The organism is Bradyrhizobium nitroreducens, from assembly GCF_002776695.1.
Taxonomy (GTDB): Bacteria; Pseudomonadota; Alphaproteobacteria; order Rhizobiales; family Xanthobacteraceae; genus Bradyrhizobium; species Bradyrhizobium nitroreducens.
The window spans coordinates 5921550-5937834 of record NZ_LFJC01000003.1; the positions used below are offsets into that span (position 1 = coordinate 5921550).

Annotated in this window: 20 protein-coding genes and 1 riboswitch; of the genes, 9 read left to right on the top strand and 11 right to left on the bottom strand. The window is 65.2% G+C overall.

All coding sequences use genetic code 11. The features are described from left to right. Positions 1-38 precede the first annotated feature (38 nt). Positions 39-356, bottom strand: a complete 318-nt coding sequence (locus TSA1_RS28435; RefSeq protein WP_063195774.1) for an ArsR/SmtB family transcription factor — start codon at positions 354-356, stop codon at positions 39-41. A 257-nt stretch (positions 357-613) separates the two neighbouring features. Next, positions 614-826, bottom strand: coding sequence for a hypothetical protein (locus TSA1_RS28440; RefSeq protein ID WP_100181376.1), 213 nt, complete (start codon positions 824-826; stop codon positions 614-616). A 337-nt stretch (positions 827-1163) separates the two neighbouring features. Here TSA1_RS28440 and TSA1_RS28445 point away from each other — a divergent pair, with 337 nt between their 5' ends. Then, a complete protein-coding gene (locus TSA1_RS28445; protein WP_100179228.1) occupies positions 1164-1766 on the top strand; it encodes a Crp/Fnr family transcriptional regulator in 603 nt (200 codons plus the stop codon). A gap of 72 nt (positions 1767-1838) precedes the next feature. Beyond that, the gene (locus TSA1_RS28450) at positions 1839-2441 is read left to right on the top strand and encodes a cytochrome c (protein ID WP_100179229.1); all 603 of its coding nucleotides are present in this window, start codon (positions 1839-1841) and stop codon (positions 2439-2441) included. A gap of 918 nt (positions 2442-3359) precedes the next feature. Here TSA1_RS28450 and TSA1_RS28460 read toward each other — a convergent pair. Together TSA1_RS28460 and pdxH are read right to left on the bottom strand one after the other, a co-directional pair. Continuing rightward, entirely contained in the window at positions 3360-4112 is a 753-nt protein-coding gene (locus tag TSA1_RS28460; RefSeq protein WP_100181377.1) for an SDR family NAD(P)-dependent oxidoreductase, read from the bottom strand. A gap of 25 nt (positions 4113-4137) precedes the next feature. Beyond that, positions 4138-4779, bottom strand: coding sequence for a pyridoxamine 5'-phosphate oxidase (gene pdxH / locus TSA1_RS28465; RefSeq protein ID WP_100179230.1), 642 nt, complete (start codon positions 4777-4779; stop codon positions 4138-4140). A gap of 113 nt (positions 4780-4892) precedes the next feature. On the opposite strand from pdxH, the gene TSA1_RS28470 reads away from it, so the two are divergent. Both TSA1_RS28470 and TSA1_RS28475 read left to right on the top strand, forming a co-directional pair. Next, positions 4893-5300 carry an RT0821/Lpp0805 family surface protein gene (locus TSA1_RS28470; RefSeq protein ID WP_174719113.1) on the top strand — a complete coding sequence of 136 codons (408 nt, stop codon included), beginning with the start codon at positions 4893-4895 and terminating at the stop codon, positions 5298-5300. Positions 5301-5409: 109 nt separating this feature from the next. After that, positions 5410-6375, top strand: coding sequence for a DnaJ C-terminal domain-containing protein (locus TSA1_RS28475; protein WP_100179231.1), 966 nt, complete (start codon positions 5410-5412; stop codon positions 6373-6375). 313 nt (positions 6376-6688) lie between these two features. Here TSA1_RS28475 and TSA1_RS28480 read toward each other — a convergent pair whose 3' ends face one another. Then, positions 6689-7459 (bottom strand): anti-sigma factor family protein, encoded by a 771-nt coding sequence (locus tag TSA1_RS28480; RefSeq protein ID WP_100179232.1) that lies wholly within the window; start codon positions 7457-7459, stop codon positions 6689-6691. Positions 7460-7565: 106 nt separating this feature from the next. Further along, a complete protein-coding gene (locus TSA1_RS28485) occupies positions 7566-8054 on the bottom strand; it encodes a sigma-70 family RNA polymerase sigma factor (protein WP_097659779.1) in 489 nt (162 codons plus the stop codon). A gap of 173 nt (positions 8055-8227) precedes the next feature. Here TSA1_RS28485 and fabI point away from each other — a divergent pair, with 173 nt between their 5' ends. The 4 genes from fabI to TSA1_RS28505 all read left to right on the top strand — a co-directional run bounded on the left by fabI (position 8228) and on the right by TSA1_RS28505 (position 12187). After that, a complete protein-coding gene (gene fabI / locus TSA1_RS28490) occupies positions 8228-9043 on the top strand; it encodes an enoyl-ACP reductase FabI (RefSeq protein WP_097659655.1) in 816 nt (271 codons plus the stop codon). A 12-nt stretch (positions 9044-9055) separates the two neighbouring features. Next, a complete protein-coding gene (locus tag TSA1_RS28495) occupies positions 9056-9655 on the top strand; it encodes a histidine phosphatase family protein (protein WP_100179233.1) in 600 nt (199 codons plus the stop codon). Between the two features lie 200 nt (positions 9656-9855). Beyond that, entirely contained in the window at positions 9856-10941 is a 1086-nt protein-coding gene (aroC, locus tag TSA1_RS28500; protein WP_100179234.1) for a chorismate synthase, read from the top strand. Between the two features lie 52 nt (positions 10942-10993). Continuing rightward, a complete protein-coding gene (locus TSA1_RS28505) occupies positions 10994-12187 on the top strand; it encodes an adenylate/guanylate cyclase domain-containing protein (protein ID WP_100181379.1) in 1194 nt (397 codons plus the stop codon). A gap of 3 nt (positions 12188-12190) precedes the next feature. Here TSA1_RS28505 and clpS read toward each other — a convergent pair whose 3' ends face one another. From clpS to TSA1_RS28530, 5 genes are read right to left on the bottom strand one after another with little or no spacing between them, the layout of a single operon-like run. Beyond that, positions 12191-12496, bottom strand: a complete 306-nt coding sequence (gene clpS, locus TSA1_RS28510) for an ATP-dependent Clp protease adapter ClpS (protein ID WP_100179235.1) — start codon at positions 12494-12496, stop codon at positions 12191-12193. Positions 12497-12539: 43 nt separating this feature from the next. After that, complete coding sequence (locus TSA1_RS28515; protein WP_100179236.1) at positions 12540-12881, bottom strand: DUF190 domain-containing protein; 342 nt, start codon at positions 12879-12881, stop codon at positions 12540-12542. Between the two features lie 2 nt (positions 12882-12883). Beyond that, the gene (crcB, locus tag TSA1_RS28520; protein WP_100179237.1) at positions 12884-13306 is read right to left on the bottom strand and encodes a fluoride efflux transporter CrcB; all 423 of its coding nucleotides are present in this window, start codon (positions 13304-13306) and stop codon (positions 12884-12886) included. A 6-nt stretch (positions 13307-13312) separates the two neighbouring features. Then, positions 13313-13711, bottom strand: a complete 399-nt coding sequence (gene crcB, locus TSA1_RS28525) for a fluoride efflux transporter CrcB (RefSeq protein WP_174719344.1) — start codon at positions 13709-13711, stop codon at positions 13313-13315. Between the two features lie 7 nt (positions 13712-13718). Next, entirely contained in the window at positions 13719-14930 is a 1212-nt protein-coding gene (locus tag TSA1_RS28530) for an MFS transporter (RefSeq protein WP_100179239.1), read from the bottom strand. Positions 14931-15021: 91 nt separating this feature from the next. After that, positions 15022-15112, bottom strand: a riboswitch (Fluoride riboswitch). Between the two features lie 206 nt (positions 15113-15318). Between TSA1_RS28530 and TSA1_RS28535 the strand changes: the two genes are divergently transcribed. Beyond that, positions 15319-16182, top strand: a complete 864-nt coding sequence (locus TSA1_RS28535; RefSeq protein ID WP_100179240.1) for a DUF1194 domain-containing protein — start codon at positions 15319-15321, stop codon at positions 16180-16182. Positions 16183-16285: the final 103 nt, after the last annotated feature.

Genomic DNA, 16285 nt, shown 5'->3' on the forward strand with positions numbered 1-16285 from the left:
TTAGGGGGTCCCCGTTTCCTGAGGCATGGGAGGCAAGCTCATCGTTTGCGGGGACGACAGAAGAGCCGGTGCAGGCTCGAAAACAGCTCTTCGACCCGCCGGTCTGCGATGCGATACCACATCGTTTGCCCGTCGCGTCGGGCAGCGACGACGCCCTCTGCCTTCAGCTTCGCTAGGTGTTGGGATAGTGCCGAGGCGGAAAGGCCGACGTCTTCGGCCAGAGCACTGGCGGCAACCTCGCCATATTCCACCAGCCTGCAAAGGATGAGCAGGCGGTGCTCATTTGCGAACATGCGCATCAGCGCAGCCACTTCCTTGGCCTGCCGCTCCAGTTCGGTCGTGTTCAAGTGGCGCATGACGGTGATTTCAATAGCATCTGCATGACCGCAGTCAAACCACTCCGGGATCCGAGTTGCCACGCGGCGAAACACTCCCGATGTTCGATCTGAGACGGTCGGCCCTGCGCCCAGCCTGATGGAGTTCGAGGCCGGAGACCAGACCGATCTGCTGGTCGATCGCGCCGGCATGCCGCCGCGACCGCGCCAGGCGGCGCGTTCGCCGACGTGAGGTGGTGCTGTGGATCTGCCGGCCGGCAAACGGTCAGGCCGGACTCTCACGAAAACATAGAGGCGATCGTCTGGATGTGATCGGTCGCAGCGGTGACGAGATCGGCATAGTTGGTGTGTCCCTGCGCAGTTGCCTTGAGAATGCATTCGGCGAGGAACGCCTTCGTTGATATCGTCACCAGGTCGGAAGGCACCTTGGTCATGGCCTCCTCGAGGGCCGTCCTCATGGTGAACACGAGCTCAGGATCGAATTTCGGCATCGATGACAGCTCCATCCATCGCAATGTCCGGATCCCCAATCAGGCAGCCGGAGCCGCAGAAGTCTCACCGCGCGGGGCGGCAAGATCAAATCAACTGGGTTTGACCTCCATGAACTCTTGGAAAGGTTGGGCGGTCTCGCGTCGCGCCGAACCTGATTTTGGCGTCGCGGCCCCTTCAATTGGCAAAAGGGATCGCATGGCTCATCATTGGCCGTGTAAACCATGCTGCCACAATATTCATCACCCAGAGCGTTTTCGAGCGAAGTGGATCCCGGTTCGCGTCAAGAAAACGCGTCAAACAAGACCCTTGAGCGTTTCCCGTCAGCCGAGATGACCCATGCATCAGATCGATTGGATTTCGGCGAACATCGCGGCTTCCGCGACTCAACGCTCGCTGAAGGCGGGGCAGAGTTTGTTTCGAGCCGGCGCGAGACCGGCCGGACTTTACGAGGTCGTCCAGGGCAAGATCCGGCTGGTGCGGCTCGATCGCTCCGGCCGCGAGGCTGTTCTGCAGCTTGCCGCGCCTGGCGACGTGCTGGCGGAGGCGTCACTGTTCTCGTCGGCCTACCACTGCGACGCCATTGCCTCGAGCGAGGCGACCGTGCGCCTGTACCCGAAGTCAGCTCTGCTCGCCGAGCTGGAACGCGACCCGAAGCTGCTGCTGGCTTTCTCGGCGATGCTCGCACGCCAGGTCATGACGCTGCGAACCCGGCTCGAACGCCGCAACATCCACTCGGCTCGTGATCGCGTCAGGCACTATCTGACGGTCAACGCCGACGCCAAGGGGCGGAGCGTGACGCTGCGCGGAACGTTGAAGGATCTCGCAGCGGAGCTCGGGCTGGCGCACGAAGCCCTCTATCGCACGCTGGCGGCGATGGCCGCCGACGGTGAGATCGAACGGGGCAAGGGACAAATCCGCATCTTGAGAAGCGCGGTATGATCGCAATCATACGCCGTCGGCGGACGGCCGTTTAGAAGGAGGAGGGGCGCCTGGCGACGGAAGGGATCGATCATGTTGTCGTGGTGGACGAAAGCCGCATCGGGCGGCGCTGCAATCCTGGCGATGGCTGCCGTTGCGTCGGCCGAGACCTCCAACCATTCCGGCATGCATCATCAGATGCAGGCTGGACAGAGCCAAGCTCAGGATCAGGCCATGAACTCCCACATGTCCCATGGCAGCGCCGCCAAGGACACGCGCGAGATGGTGCAGTTTCCGCCTGATATGCAGACCCATTTCCTCGGCAATATGCGCGATCACCTGCAGACGCTGAACGAGATCGTCGATGCCCTTGCCAGGGACGACTACGCCGCGGCCTCGAAAGCCGCCGCCGAGCGCCTGGGGCTGGATTCGCCGTCGGCGGCAGGATGCAGGCCGCCGTCGCTGCAGCAGGTCAGCCGTCCTCCCGGGAATAAATCCCCGAAGCCGATGACGATGGAAGAGATGATGGAGGCCTATATGCCCGAGGCGATGCGCGGTATCGGCCTGTCGATGCATACGGCGGCGAGCGGGCTCGCCAAGGTCGCGATGACGCAGGACCGCGCCGGGACGATGGCGGCCCTGTCGCACGTCACCCAGAACTGCGTCTCCTGCCATTCGAGCTATCGGTTGCGATGAGCGTCGCGGGGGCGCAAGTGGATCGCGGCCCGGGCTACGCACCGTGCCTGTGTCGCCCTCTGTCAATCCTCTCCGCCAAAAATATTCCACTTTACCGAAATTCGGTTTCGGCGTATGTGTCGCTCATCCCGGCTCACCAAGAGGGGCGACTTGTGGTCGTCATGTTCGCGAGCCGGGGTTGCGGTGGACGCGGCAGCGTCGGCACGAGAGGCGCGGGCAGGGCGGGTAGTCCCTGTGAGCCCGAGGCTTCGTGCGGACGACGGCGCTGCTAGGCTTCGTCTCGCTCGTAAGTTTCCGGCTCTGTCGACGGAGTCTGGAAATACTGCGGCGACATGGCGGGCCGTGCGTACGGCAAAACCGTGTGGTCCTGGCCGTCGTTGCCACGGTCAAGTCTTGCGAAGGTGCGAGCGAGCCCAACCGGGCAGACTGCATCATCCAAATTCGCGGGGCGAGGGAGGCCAAAAGGAATGGTCGGCTCCCGGGAGATCACGGCATAAGCCGTCCAGCCACTGCGCAGGGAAGGCCGAGTGATCGGCGACACCTGTATGCTGCTGTGCGGTCTTTTTTGCGCGTGCCTTTCGCGCAGCGGACCGCGGGTGCCAGCCGGCACCCGGCCTTCCCTGCGCCCTCTTGGCTCAAGAGGGTGGAGCGACGAAGCAAAGCTCGGGCGAATTGAGCCGCGAGAATGCGAAGGCGTGTCTGCAAGCTGAGCTGCGTGCCACAAGCTCGATCTCGTAGGGTGAGCAAAGCGCAAGCGTGCCCACGCCCTGTTGCTTATGGAGGAAGATCGTGGGCACGGCGCTATGCGCCTTTGCCCATCCTACGGCACAGCCGCTGGGATCTGCATTGGAGCATCGCATGACGACGTGGAGTCTTCGCCCTTGCTCCATCCCCGCCGCGTCATGACACCCGAACGGACTACACGTGCTGGCCGCCGTTGATGTGGATCTCGGCGCCGTTGACGTAGGAGCTGGTGTCCGTGCACAGCACGTAGATGATCTTGGCGACCTCGTCGGGCGTGCCGAGGCGGTGCAACGGGATCTGCTGTTCGACGATCTTCTCGGTGCCCGGCGACAGGATCGAGGTGTCGATCTCGCCCGGTGCGATCGCGTTGACGCGCACGCCGACGCGGCCGAAATCGGAGGCCATCTCGCGCGTCAGCGAGGCCAGCGCGGCCTTCGAGGTGGCGTAGGCAGCGCCCGCGAAGGGATGCACGCGCGAGCCCGCGATCGAGGTGACGTTCACGACCGAGCCCTTGGCGGCCTTCAGTTCCTCGATCAGTCCGCGCGCGATCATGATGGGTGCGAAGAAGTTGACGTGGAAGACATGCGTCCAGGTGTCGAGATCGGTGTCGACCGAACCGAGCCGGGAGCCGCCCGGGCCCTTCGGCGAGATTGCGGCGTTGTTCACCAGCGCGTGCAGCATGCCGCCTTCGAGGCGGTCGCGGATATCGGAGATCGCGCGTGTCGTGTCCGCGGGATTGCTGAGATCGACCTGGATGTGATCCTCGGGGCCGGCGTCCCACGGGCAGTCCTCCGGAAAGGGATGCCGCGAGCAGGTGATGACGCGCCAGCCCGCGGAAGAGAAGCGGATCACGGTGGCATGGCCGATACCGCGGCTGGCTCCGGTCAGGAGCAGCGTGCGGCGCGGCGCATTGGACGAATGCGGCATGGACATCTTTCAGGTCGGCCCAATCTTACGGATACATCCGCGTCTTGGACCACGGTTGGCCGGCCGCGTCACGGCGAAATTCGATGCGGTCATGCAAGCGGAACGGGCGGTCGTGCCAGAACTCGATCCGTGAGGGGGTGATGCGCCAGCCGCTCCAGCCCGGCGGCCGCGGCACTTCGCCGATGACGTGTCTGGCCGCGACTTTCGCGATGGCTTGCTCGAAGGCGAAGCGGCTCTCGAGCGCCTGCGACTGCTTGCTCGCCCAGGCCCCGATCTGCGCCTGCTTCGGCCGGGTGGCGAAATAGGCGTCGGCCTCGGCGTCGGTCACCGGCGTCACGTTGCCGCGGATGCGGACCTGACGGCGCAGCGACTTCCAGTGAAAAAGTAACGCTGCCTTAGGATTTGCGGCGAGTTCGCGGCCCTTCTGGCTCGCGATGTGGCTGTAGAACACAAAACCCTCGGTATCGAAGCCTTTCATCAGCACCATGCGCGCGTCAGGCAGGCCGTCAGGGTCGACGGTTGCAAGCGCCATGGCGTTCGGATCGTTCGGCTCGCTCTTGATCGCCTCGTTCAGCCAGCTCTCAAACAGCGCAAATGGCTCGTCGGCGGCGGTAAAATCACCGGATGTTAAGGGTGTCTGGTGTTTCATCGAGGTCGTGTCGGTCATGTCTGGAGTCCGAGTTGCGTCCCGCGGCCCAAAACGCGTTGTTGTCCGCTACCGCCCTATATAGGGCATGGGGACGCGTTGGCCTATCGGCGATCCGGCCGTCCGGCTTTGTCTTGACGATCATTCTCATCGGGCTCGGCACCGGCGGCTGCAGCTTTTCCCGCGGTGACAAGAGCGCCTACGCGAAGGCCGACGACAGCGACCTGACCGGTTCGATTGCGACGCCGGCCAAGGACGCCCCGCCGACCGAGACCGATCTCGCCTTCGCCCGCAACGCCGCCTCCGACGTCCTCAGCAAGGGCGACAAGGATTCCAGCCAGCACTGGGAGAATCCGGACACCGGGGCACGCGGCTCGGTGACGCCGATCGCGCAGTCCTATGCCGCCGAGGACGGCCGCAAATGCCGCGACTTCCTGGCAAGCTACGTCAACGGCAAGACTGAAAGCTGGCTCCAGGGCGCCGGCTGTCAAAGCAGCCGTGGCCGTTGGGAGATTCATACGCTAAAGCCGTGGCGGAGCTAGGATTCGGCCGGCAAGCCTAGTTGCAAAAATGCCACTCCATCCCCACATGGATCGCAGGTGGGGCGGGGAGCCCTTTGGACAATTCGATTTCTTGAAGGAGACGTGACGGATGCGCGACCCCTATGAGGTCTTGGGGGTGCCGCGGAGCGCCAGCGCTGCCGCGATCAAGAGCGCCTATCGCAAGCTTGCCAAGAAGCATCATCCCGACAGCAACAAGGACGACCCGAAAGCCGCCGAGCGTTTCTCGGAGATCAACTCGGCGAACGAGATCCTCGGCGACGAGGACAAGCGCAAGCAGTTCGACCGCGGCGAGATCGACGCCGAGGGCAAGCCGCGCTTCCAGGGCTTTCCGGGTGGCGGCGGCGGGCCGCGCGGCCGCGCCGGTCCCGGCGGGTTCGAGAGCTACACGTTCCGCTCCGGCGGCGGCCCCGGCCAGGGCGGCGGCGCCTTCGAGGACATCCTCAACAGCATGTTCGGCGGCGGGGTGCGCGGCGCGCGGCCCGGAGCTGGCGGCGCCGGGCAGTTCGAATTCGACACCGGCGGGATCGGGCTTGATCTCGACGTCAACGTCGCCATGTCCGTCTCGCTGGAAGAGTCGGTCAAGGGTGGCGAGAAGCGCGTCCGGCTGCCGACGGGCAAGGAGCTCAACGTCAAGATTCCGGCTGGCGTCACCGAGGGCCAGCAGATCCGGCTCCGGGGGCAAGGCGAGAGCGCGCAGGGCCATCCGCCCGGCGATCTCCTGATCACCATCAGCGTCGCGCCGCACCCGTTCTTCAAGGTCGAGGGTGCCGACCTCAGGATCGAGCTGCCGGTCGCGCTCTATGAGGCGGTGCTCGGTGGGAAGGTCCGGGTGCCCACCCTCGGCAATGCCGTGGAGCTTTCGGTCCCCAAAAACACCTCCAGCGGCCGGACCTTCCGCCTCAAGGGCAAAGGTCTGCCAAAATCTGGTGGAACCGGGGATCTCTTCGTCACTATCAGGATTATGCTACCGGACGGGAACGACGCCGAGCTTGAAGCATTGATGGAGAAGTGGCGGGATCAACACCCCTACAATCCACGTAGCGGGCTTGGTTAGGCGATCGAACTGAAGGGGTTCTCCTAAAGGCCTAGGGCATCGTCCTGGAGATGATGCCCATCATATGCCTGAGGCGTGGTAGCGCTTCATGAGCTCGACGTGTCGGCTGTCCGGCGGGGCAGCCGATAAAAAGGTGCGGCCTCGAGAGGGGGACCAGCGCGGTACCAAAATCCCCAATCGAGGCCGCCCGCGTCGATCGGCGGATCGAACGCTGCTCATTTTCGCGTGATCATCCGGTGCGATAATGAGACGCGCCGATGTCCTGATTCCAAATTTTCAATGACGGAATCGAGGCACCGCGCTCAAGCGTCGTTTAAGTGCCGTTTTTTTCCGCCTGATCGTAGACGGCCTGCGCCACCTTGGTCAGCCGCTCGCGGTCGCCGCCGCCGCTGACGACGTAACCCACGCCGCGCTCGGCCCAGAACAATGCGCCGTCCTTGTCGGTCCTGGCGTAACGCATTTGCGTCGCACCATTCTCGGTCTTGGCGGTGTAGATCGTGTACCGCTCGCCCGAGGCGCCCTCATACATCAGGAACGACGCGGGGCCGTTCGGGCCAGGCAAGAGCCGGCCGCCGACGAGCTTCAGCCCGCTCGCCTCCAGATTCGGCGCGAACACGGTCCAGCCGCAGCGCCGGGTCAGCCAGGCCTGCAGGTGGTCGCGCTCGTTGCCGCCGACCTCGACGGGGTGGCGGACCTCGACGACATAGAGGCGGTGGGCGTCGAGCGCGTCCGCCGTGAAGCTCTGGAAGGTCGAAGGCGCGCTGGCCGCGCCATGCGCGACCCAGCCGGCCGTGCCGCCGGCGACGAAAGCGACCAGCACAGCGGCGGCGGCGCCATAGAGCCATTGCCGCGGGCGGCGCTCCAGCCGCTCGAGCTCGAGGCGTGCCGGCACCGGCTCCTGGACGATGGCGTCGTAGCGGGCGTGCAGCATCTCCGCCATGGCGCGCCAGGACTGCACGCGTTCGGCGTCCTCGGGATGGGCGGCCAGCCAGGCCTCGACGTCGGCGCGGCGCTCGGCCGGCAGCTCGCCGTCGACATAGGCGTGCAGTTCGTCCTCGGTCACTGGGATATTGCGGTCGTTCATATCGATCGTCTCTGGCTCTGTGGCCCTAAAAGTCGTTCAAAGCTCAACTTCGTTCGCTGCATCGGAGAACTGCAGGCGGACACTACGCGATGCATCAACCCTGGCATCATTTCACCCGCCTGAGCGCCGGGCGCTCGCCCTCCAGCGAGGCCTTGACGTGGGCGCGGGCTCGGGCAAGGCGTGACATCACCGTGCCGATCGGCACGCCCTGAATGTCGGCGACCTCGCGGTAGCTCATGCCCTCCAGCATCACCAGCAGCAGCACCGAGCGCTGCTCCTCGACGAGCGTCGCCAGCGCCCTCTCGATGTCGCGCCCCTCGGCTTCGGTGCCGCTGGCGTCGGGGTTGTTCTCCGTCAGCTGCATGAACTGCGGCCGCCTTGCCAGCGAGCGCCGCCGGTTCTTGTTGAGGTTGGTCAGGATCGTGTAGAGCCAGCTCCTGACGTCGCCTCCGAGAAACAACCGCTCCGAACGCAGCGCCCGCACCAGCGTGTCCTGCACCAGATCGTCGGCCGCGTCCGCGTCGCGCGTCAGCGCGCGGGCGTAGCGGCGCAACGCCGGGATCATGGCTTCCACACTCTGGCGAAACGCACTCATTGCGAGCTTGACGTCCTGATGTCAGGCGCGAGCGCCCATAGTGATCATAACACCCGAATGGAACGGCTATTCCGGCGCTCGAAACAGCGTTAACGCGGCGTATTAGGACTGTACCGCGGGGGAGGGCTGGTGTACCTCCAGACCTCAGCAAGAGTTCGACGGGACGTTCAAAAATGGCGCAGAATTCAGGTCTGATGCAAGGCAAGCGGGGCGTGATCCTCGGCCTTGCCAACAACCGCTCGATCGCCTGGGGCATCGCCAAGGCATGCCATGCCGCCGGCGCCGAGCTCGCCTTCACCTATCAGGGCGATGCGCTGAAGAAGCGCGTCGAGCCGCTCGCCGCCGAGATCGGTGGTCTCGTGCTCGGCCATTGCGACGTCACCGATGCCGCGACCATCGACGCCGCGTTCGCGGTGCTGAAGGAGAAGTGGGGCAAGATCGATTTCCTGGTGCACGCGATCGCCTATGGCGAGCAGCTCGACGGCCGCTACGTCGACACCACGGCGGAGAACTTCTCCAAGTCGATGCTGATCTCCTGCTACTCGTTCACGGCCGTGGCGCAGCGCGCCGAGAAGCTGATGACGGACGGCGGCTCGCTCATCACCCTCAGCTACTACGGCGCCGAGAAGTGGATGCCGCATTACAACGTGATGGGCGTCGCCAAGGCTGCGCTCGAAGCCAGCGTGCGCTATCTCGCCGCCGATCTCGGCGAGAAGAACATCCGCGTCAACGCGATCTCGGCAGGCCCGATCAAGACGCTCGCGGCATCAGGCATCGGCGACTTCCGCTATATCCTGAAGTGGAACGAGAACAATTCGCCGATGCGGCGCAACGTGTCGACCGAGGACGTCGGCGGCAGTGCGCTGTATCTCCTCTCCGACCTTTCGCGCGGCGTCACCGGCGAGGTGCATCACGTCGATTCCGGCTATCACGTGCTCGGCATGAAGCGCCCGGACGCGCCGGACATTTCGTTCGGCGGCAAGGACTGATCTTCAGCCGGAATGCCCGTGCCCACGATCTATTATCTTCGCCACGGCGAGACCGAGTGGAACGCGCTCGGCAGGCTTCAGGGCACCAAGGACATTCCGCTGAATGCGCGCGGGCGCGGCCAGGCCGTCCAGGCGGGCAGCATTCTCGCCGACCTGTTCAAGCGCGAGGGGCGCGACAAGGCGGCGCTGCCTTACGTGTCGAGCCCGCTAGGCCGTGCGCGCCAGACCATGGAGCTCGCGCGCGGCAGGCTCGAACTGCCGGTTGCAGAATACGCGGTCGATGACCGGCTGCGCGAGATAGGCTACGGCACGTGGGAAGGGCTGACGCTGGCCGAGAGCGAGGCGGCCGATCCCGACGTGTACGCCCGGCGCCTCGCCGACAAATGGTCCGTGGGCCCCGCCGGCGGGGAGACCTATGCCGACGTTCAGGTCCGCGTGCGCGCCTGGTACGACCAGCTGCAGACCGACACCGTCGCGGTCGCCCATGGCGGGACATGCCGGGCCTTGATGGTTTCGCTCGGGCTGGAGACCCCGGTCAGCGCGGCCGAGCTCTATATCGAGCAGGGCGCGGTCTACGTGTTTCGCGACGGGCGGCTGGAGAAGTTCAGTTAAGCCGGCCGCGTTGCCCGTCATGCCCGGGCTTGTCCCGGGCATCCACGCACTAACTCGCTCGTGGCGGCCCAGAACGTGGATGGCCGGGACAAGCCCGGCCATGACGACTGTGGGACCATTTGACCCCCCATTCAGATCGCGTTACGTCACGTTGACATTTAACATTTGCGTTGCATGTCAACGTTAGGCGGCAGTTCGGCATGTCCTTCAACACCTTCGGCCACATGTTCCGCGTCACCACCTTCGGCGAGAGCCACGGGGTGGCAATCGGCTGCGTGGTCGACGGCTGCCCGCCGATGATCCCGCTCTCCGAGGCCGACATCCAGGGCGATCTCGACCGCCGCCGTCCCGGCCAGTCGCGCTTCACCACCCAGCGCCAGGAGCCGGACCAGGTGAAGATCCTGTCGGGCGTGATGGCGCATCCGGAGACCGGCGTGCAGGTGACGACGGGCACGCCGATCGGGCTCCTGATCGAGAACACCGACCAGCGCTCGAAGGACTATTCCGAGATCAAGGACAAGTTTCGTCCCGGCCATGCCGACTTCACCTATGAGGCCAAATACGGCCTGCGCGACTATCGCGGCGGCGGCCGCTCCTCGGCGCGCGAGACCGCGACGCGCGTTGCCGCCGGCGCCATCGCGCGAAAAGTGATACCGGACGTCAGGGTGCGGGGCGCGCTGGTGCAGATCGGCCCGCACAAGATCGACCGCGGCAAATGGGACTGGGACGAGATCGCCAAGAATCCGTTCTTCTGTCCGGACAAGGACAAGGCCGCGTTCTTCGAGACCTATCTCGACGGCATCCGCAAAAGCGGCTCGTCGATCGGCGCTGTCATCGAGGTCGTCGCCGAGGGCGTGCCGGCGGGCCTTGGCGCGCCGATCTACGCCAAGCTCGATTCCGATCTGGCGGGTGCGATGATGACCATCAACGCGGTGAAGGGCGTCGAGATCGGCGCCGGCTTCGGCGCGGCCGAGCTCACCGGCGAAGAGAACGCCGACGAGATGCGCACCGGCAATGACGGCACGCGCTTCCTGTCGAACCATGCCGGCGGCGTGCTGGGCGGCATCTCCACGGGGCAGCCGATCGTGGTGCGCTTTGCGGTGAAGCCGACCTCGTCGATCCTGCAGCCGCGCCTCACCGTCGACCGCCACGGCGCCGACACCGAGATCTTCACCAAGGGCCGCCACGATCCCTGCGTCGGCATCCGCGCCGTCCCCGTCGGCGAGGCCATGATGGCCTGCGTGCTGGCCGACCATTTCCTGAGGCATCGCGGGCAGGTCGGCTGATCGCAGCATCTTGTCGCTGGCGGGATCGCTGCCGATCCGGCACGATGAAGCCATGAGCACCGTTTCATATCGTGATGTCGTCGACTGGCTGATCTCGGCGCGGCACCCCGTGGACAACCCCGAGGGTTGGATGACCGAGTGCTGCGAGCGCATGGTCGAGGCCGGACTGCCACTCTGGCGCGTCGGAGTCTTCATCCGGACGCTGCATCCGGAGGTGTTCGGCCGCAACTTCATCTGGACCGAGGGCGTCTCGGGGATCCAGATGGGCACGGTCGACTTCGAAATCCAAACCACCCCGGAGTTCCAGGCCAGTCCCCTCAGCATCGTGTTCAGCGACGAGGTCGAGGTGAGGGGCAATCCGCATGGTCCCGAGGCCGAGCGCTTTCCGGTCCTGCTCGATCTCAGGAACGAGGGCGCGACCGACTATCTGGCGCTGCCGCTTCACTTTCTCGACGGCACGCTTCACGCGATGAGCGTGAGCACACGGCAGCCTGGCGGCTTCGATCCGGAGCAGATCGCGGCGCTGCGCGTGATCATCGAACCGCTGGCGCGCATCATCGAGATCATCTCGCAGCGCCGGACCGCGGAGATGCTGCTCGACACCTATGTCGGCAACAGCGCCGGCGCGCGCATCCTCGGCGGCCAGATCCGGCGCGGCCACAACGACACCATGCAGGCCGCGATCTGGCTGTCGGATCTGCGCGGCTTCACCGCGCTGTCGGACCGGCTGCCGCCCGAAACGGTGGTCCAGATCCTCAACCGCTATTTCGACTGTCAGGTCACCGCGATCCGGGGCCACGGCGGCGAGGTGCTGAAATTCATGGGCGACGGCCTGCTCGCGGTGTTTCCGATCGACGAATATGTCGGCGATGCCGCGCATGTCAGCGCGCGCGTGCTGGAGGCGGCGCGCGAATCCCGCGCCAGCGTCGAGGCTCTGGCCTTTCCGGTCGGCGACATCGTCGAGCGCTTCCGCTTCGGCGTCGCGCTGCACATCGGCAACATCCTCTACGGCAATATCGGCGGCGGCAACCGGCTCGACTTCACCTGCATCGGACCCGCCGTCAATCTCGCCGCGCGGCTGGAGAAGATCGCAGGCAAGCTCGGCCGCACTGTCGTGGCATCGGAGGGATTTGTGAAAGTCTGCCGCCACGACTGGCGTGAACTCGGCGAATTTCCGATCGCGGGATTTTCGAAGGCGCAGCGCGTGTATGGGCTCGCCGAGGAGACTCGGGCGGCGGTCGTCTGAGCGCTATTCCTCCGGCTCGGTCGTGAACAGCAGCGGATAGCCCTTGGCGCGGCCGGCGTCGGTGGCGCGGGTGGCCTTGGTCTCGGCGACGTCCTTGGTGAATACCGCAACGACGCAGGCGCCCAGCTTGTGGGCGGTGATCATCACCTTGTAGGCCTGATCCTCGGTCATGCGGAACTCGGCCTTCAGGATCATGGTGACGAATTCGCGCGGCGTATAGTCGTCGTTGATCAGGATGACCTTGTGCAGCTTCGGCCGCTCGACCTTGATCCTGGTCCGCGTCTTCGGCTTGGTGACGGTGTTGTTCATTCCGCCTCCTGGACGCGGTGGGCTGGGGTTGCTGCCGGAGCGATCAGCTCGCGGCTTTCTCACCATATTGCAGGACCTGCACCTTCTCCAAGGTGATCAGGCCGCTCGACATCATGCCATCCAGGATGGGCAGGAATGCGTTGATGTTGTCCTCGCTGTCGACGATCTCGATCAGCAGCGGCAGATCTTCCGACAGCCGCAGGATCTTCGAGGTGTGCAGCCGGCTCGACTTGCCGAATCCCATGGGACCACGCAGCACGGTGGCGCCGGCGAGGTGCCGCTCGCGCGCCGTCATCACGATCGCTTCATAGAGTGGCTTGCCGTCGAAATGATCGCTCTCGCCGATGAAGATCCGGAGCGAAACGGCCTGATTGGGAATTTGCATGCTCAGCTCCTTGTCAAGCGGTTGTAGCGGCTCGCCATCATATGGCCGAGCCAGACCGACACCAGCCAGCAGATCACGGATGCGGCGATGTAGGCGAGCGCCGTGTATTTCATGCCGCCGTGGAACAGGCGGAAGGTCTCGAGGCTGAAGGTCGAAAAGGTGGTGTAGCCGCCGCAAAACCCGGTCATGACGAATTGCCGGTGCTCGGGCCGCGCCAGCATGCGGCCGTCCGGGCCGGTCAGCGTCGCGTAGAAGCCGATGATCAGCGAGCCCGTCGCGTTGATGAACAGTGTCGCGAAGGGAAAGCCCGGTCCGGTGTCGAGCGCGAGCCCGACCAGATAACGCGTCAGACCCCCGACGATGCTGCCCGCGGCGACCCAGGCATAGAGCATCGCAGTGCGCCAGCGTTCGGCGGGAGAGTTCATCGGCCGCTAGCCTCCCAGTCCGTCCGCAAGCAGGAAACCGCAACTGACCGCGGCAAGGCACAGCCCGACCGAGAATACGACGTTGCCGAGTGCGTGGATCGGCTCGCCGCTCCGCGCGAGCGTCAGCGTCTGCAGGCTGAACGAGGACACCGTGGTGTAGCAGCCGAGAAAGCCTGTTACGGCGAACAGCCATGGATCGGGCGCGGCGAAGGTCGAGCCGGGATGGGTCGCCAGCGCGCCGAAAATGCCGATCAGGAAGGCGCCGGAGACGTTGATGGTCATGGTGCCCCACGGAAACGTCTCGCCCAGCCGCCGCGCGATCGCACCGGAGACGAAGTAGCGCGCGCAGCCGCCCAGCACGCTGCCGATCATGATCGCGATTGCTCCGCTCAGCACGATGCACAGCCTCCCGTCATGCTTTGTCCTCCGTGGCCAGTCCGTTGCCGACGGCGAGCAGCCCCAGAAGTGAGATCAGCGCGAAGCCGAGCCCGGCCAGGAACGTGCCGATCGGACCATAGGCGTCCCACAGCGCGCCGGCGATCACGCTCGCGGCCAGCAGTGCCAGGCCCGTGAACAGGTTGAAATAACCGAACGCGGTGCCGCGCAGGCTGGGCGGTGCGGCGTCGGCGACGAGCGCCGAGAGCAGGCCTTGCGTCAATCCCATATGCAGGCCCCACAGCACGATACCGAGCGCGAGGCCTGCGAGATTCGCCAGCAGCGCGAGGGCGAGATCGGCGCCGGCGAGGAAGACGAGGCCGAGCGCGAGCAGGCCGGTCCGGTTGATGCGGTCCGACAGCACGCCGGCTGGATAGGCCGACAGCGCGTAGACGATGTTCATCAGCACCAGCACCGCCGGCACCCACATCGCGTTGAGCCCGATGTTCTGCGCGCGCAGGATCAAAAATGCTTCGCTGAAGCGCGCGAGCGTGAAGACGACGCCCACGGCGACGACGCGCCAATAGACCGCGCCGAGCTGCCGCATCGCGGCGAGATTGAGCGGGTTCTTGGCAGGCTCCCGGCTTGGGTCCGGCTCCGGCTCGCTCACGGCGAAGGCGATCAGGCCGAAGGACAGGAAGGCAGGCAGCACGGCGAACCAGAAGACGAGGGCGAAATTGTCTGCCGTCCACCACATCAGACCGATCGCCATGAGCGGCCCGACGAAGGCGCCGATGGTGTCGAGCGATTGCCGCAGGCCGAAGCTTGCGCCGCGCAGGCCGCGAGGTGCGATATCGGCGATCAGCGCATCGCGCGGCGCGCCGCGGATGCCCTTGCCGACGCGGTCGATGAAGCGGGCCGCCACCAGCCATCCGACGCTGGGCGCCAGCGGAAACAGCGGCTTGGTGAGGGCGGCAAGGCCATAGCCGAGGGCGGCGAGCAGCTTGCGGCGGCCGAGCCAGTCCGACAGCGCGCCGGAAAAGATCTTGGTGATCGAGGCCGTCGCTTCCGCAATGCCCTCGATGAAGCCGACGGTCAGCGTCGAGGCGCCGAGCACGGTGACGAGATACACCGGCAGCAGCGCGTGGATCATCTCGGAGGAGACGTCCATCAGCATCGAGACGAAGCCCAGTACCCAGATCCCCCTGGGCAGCGCGCTACGTGCCGTATTCGGTGTCGTCGTCGTCACGTCTTCGCCTTTGTCACCAGACAACAAAAAACCCGCCAGCGGCGGGTTTGTCCATGCTCCCGCCGAAGGCAGAGGCTCAAAGATTGCCCCTCCTCAAGCAGGAGTCATCAGCCCACTACGGTCCAAGATTCGGGTTCAAGGCCGCCGGGCGGTTGTCGGGGGACTCCATCCCCATCTGTGCGGCCAACCTAGCACGGAAATCGCGTCGGACAAGTGGGCGTGACAGCGTCTCCACATCGCACGTGTTTCGACGGCGCAAGCATGGCAGCGGGGTGGCAGCTTTGCGCAATGCGCGAATTCCTAACTCGAATGTGAAGCGCAGGCGATCTTCGCGCTTTGCGGCAAGGCGATTGCATGTCACCATCACGTCATACGACGGGAGGCTGCGATGCGCTTGCTGTTCTCGATCGGGGCTGTACTGGTTGCCGGCATGTTTGCCGGAGGGGACGTCGCGGGCATCGCGGCACCAGGGCCGAAATTCGAGCCGCCCAAAACGCAACCGCAGCGGCTTGCGGCCGACAGAGACGCGCAGACGGTCGACGTCGAGCTGATCCTCGCGGTCGACGTGTCCTATTCCATGGACATGGACGAGCTCGCGATCCAGCGCGAAGGCTATGCGCAGGCGATCCAGTCGAAGGAGTTTCTCCAGGCGCTGAAGCTCGGCCCGAACGGCCGGATCGCGGTGACCTATTTCGAGTGGGCCGCCTCGAGCGACCAGAAGATCATCATTCCCTGGCGGCTGGTCGACGGCCCGGAGACGGCCGATGCGGTCGCCGCCGAGATCATGAAGACGCCGATCCGGCGCGCCTCGCGCACCTCGATCTCGGGCGCGATCATGTTCGCGATGCCGCTGTTCGACGAGGATCCCTATCGGGGCTTGCGCCGCGTCATCGACATTTCCGGCGACGGCCCCAATAACAATGGCGGCCCGGTCACGGTGGCGCGCGATGCCGCGCTGGAGAAGGGTATCGTCATCAACGGGCTGCCGATCATGGTCAAGGAGCCGTCCTATTCGACCATGGATATCGACAATCTCGATCTCTACTACGAGGACTGCGTCGTCGGCGGTCCCGGCTCCTTCGTCATCACGATCAAGGATCGCGACAAGTTCAAGGAGGCGATCCGCACCAAGCTGCTGATGGAGGTGGCCGGCCGTACGCCCGAGCGTCCGGTGATGCGGGTTGCGGACAAGGAGCCGCGAGTCAATTGCCTGATCGGCGAGAAGATCTGGTCGGACCGCTGGGGGCGCTGAAGGCCACGGCTGAGACCTTTTGCCCATCCAGCCGGCAGTTGAGTTTAACGGCTCGTTAACCGGCGCGGGTCCCTAATCGCATGGTTTCTGTTCGTTTCCGGTC

What these genes read in the sequence shown, in the direction of transcription:
- TSA1_RS28495 (WP_100179233.1), top strand. Translation starts at nt 9,056, where the DNA reads ATGCCCGTGCCCACGATCTATTATCTTCGCCACGGCGAGACCGAGTGG.
- TSA1_RS28460 (WP_100181377.1), bottom strand. Translation starts at nt 4,112, where the DNA reads ATGCCGCATTCGTCCAATGCGCCGCGCCGCACGCTGCTCCTGACCGGA.
- TSA1_RS28435 (WP_063195774.1), bottom strand. Translation starts at nt 356, where the DNA reads ATGCGCCACTTGAACACGACCGAACTGGAGCGGCAGGCCAAGGAAGTG.
- TSA1_RS28505 (WP_100181379.1), top strand. Translation starts at nt 10,994, where the DNA reads ATGAGCACCGTTTCATATCGTGATGTCGTCGACTGGCTGATCTCGGCG.
- TSA1_RS28450 (WP_100179229.1), top strand. Translation starts at nt 1,839, where the DNA reads ATGTTGTCGTGGTGGACGAAAGCCGCATCGGGCGGCGCTGCAATCCTG.
- fabI (WP_097659655.1), top strand. Translation starts at nt 8,228, where the DNA reads ATGGCGCAGAATTCAGGTCTGATGCAAGGCAAGCGGGGCGTGATCCTC.
- aroC (WP_100179234.1), top strand. Translation starts at nt 9,856, where the DNA reads ATGTCCTTCAACACCTTCGGCCACATGTTCCGCGTCACCACCTTCGGC.
- pdxH (WP_100179230.1), bottom strand. Translation starts at nt 4,779, where the DNA reads ATGACCGACACGACCTCGATGAAACACCAGACACCCTTAACATCCGGT.
- TSA1_RS28480 (WP_100179232.1), bottom strand. Translation starts at nt 7,459, where the DNA reads ATGAACGACCGCAATATCCCAGTGACCGAGGACGAACTGCACGCCTAT.
- TSA1_RS28445 (WP_100179228.1), top strand. Translation starts at nt 1,164, where the DNA reads ATGCATCAGATCGATTGGATTTCGGCGAACATCGCGGCTTCCGCGACT.
- TSA1_RS28535 (WP_100179240.1), top strand. Translation starts at nt 15,319, where the DNA reads ATGCGCTTGCTGTTCTCGATCGGGGCTGTACTGGTTGCCGGCATGTTT.
- TSA1_RS28485 (WP_097659779.1), bottom strand. Translation starts at nt 8,054, where the DNA reads ATGAGTGCGTTTCGCCAGAGTGTGGAAGCCATGATCCCGGCGTTGCGC.
- TSA1_RS28440 (WP_100181376.1), bottom strand. Translation starts at nt 826, where the DNA reads ATGCCGAAATTCGATCCTGAGCTCGTGTTCACCATGAGGACGGCCCTC.
- clpS (WP_100179235.1), bottom strand. Translation starts at nt 12,496, where the DNA reads ATGAACAACACCGTCACCAAGCCGAAGACGCGGACCAGGATCAAGGTC.
- crcB (WP_100179237.1), bottom strand. Translation starts at nt 13,306, where the DNA reads ATGAACTCTCCCGCCGAACGCTGGCGCACTGCGATGCTCTATGCCTGG.
- TSA1_RS28515 (WP_100179236.1), bottom strand. Translation starts at nt 12,881, where the DNA reads ATGCAAATTCCCAATCAGGCCGTTTCGCTCCGGATCTTCATCGGCGAG.
- TSA1_RS28475 (WP_100179231.1), top strand. Translation starts at nt 5,410, where the DNA reads ATGCGCGACCCCTATGAGGTCTTGGGGGTGCCGCGGAGCGCCAGCGCT.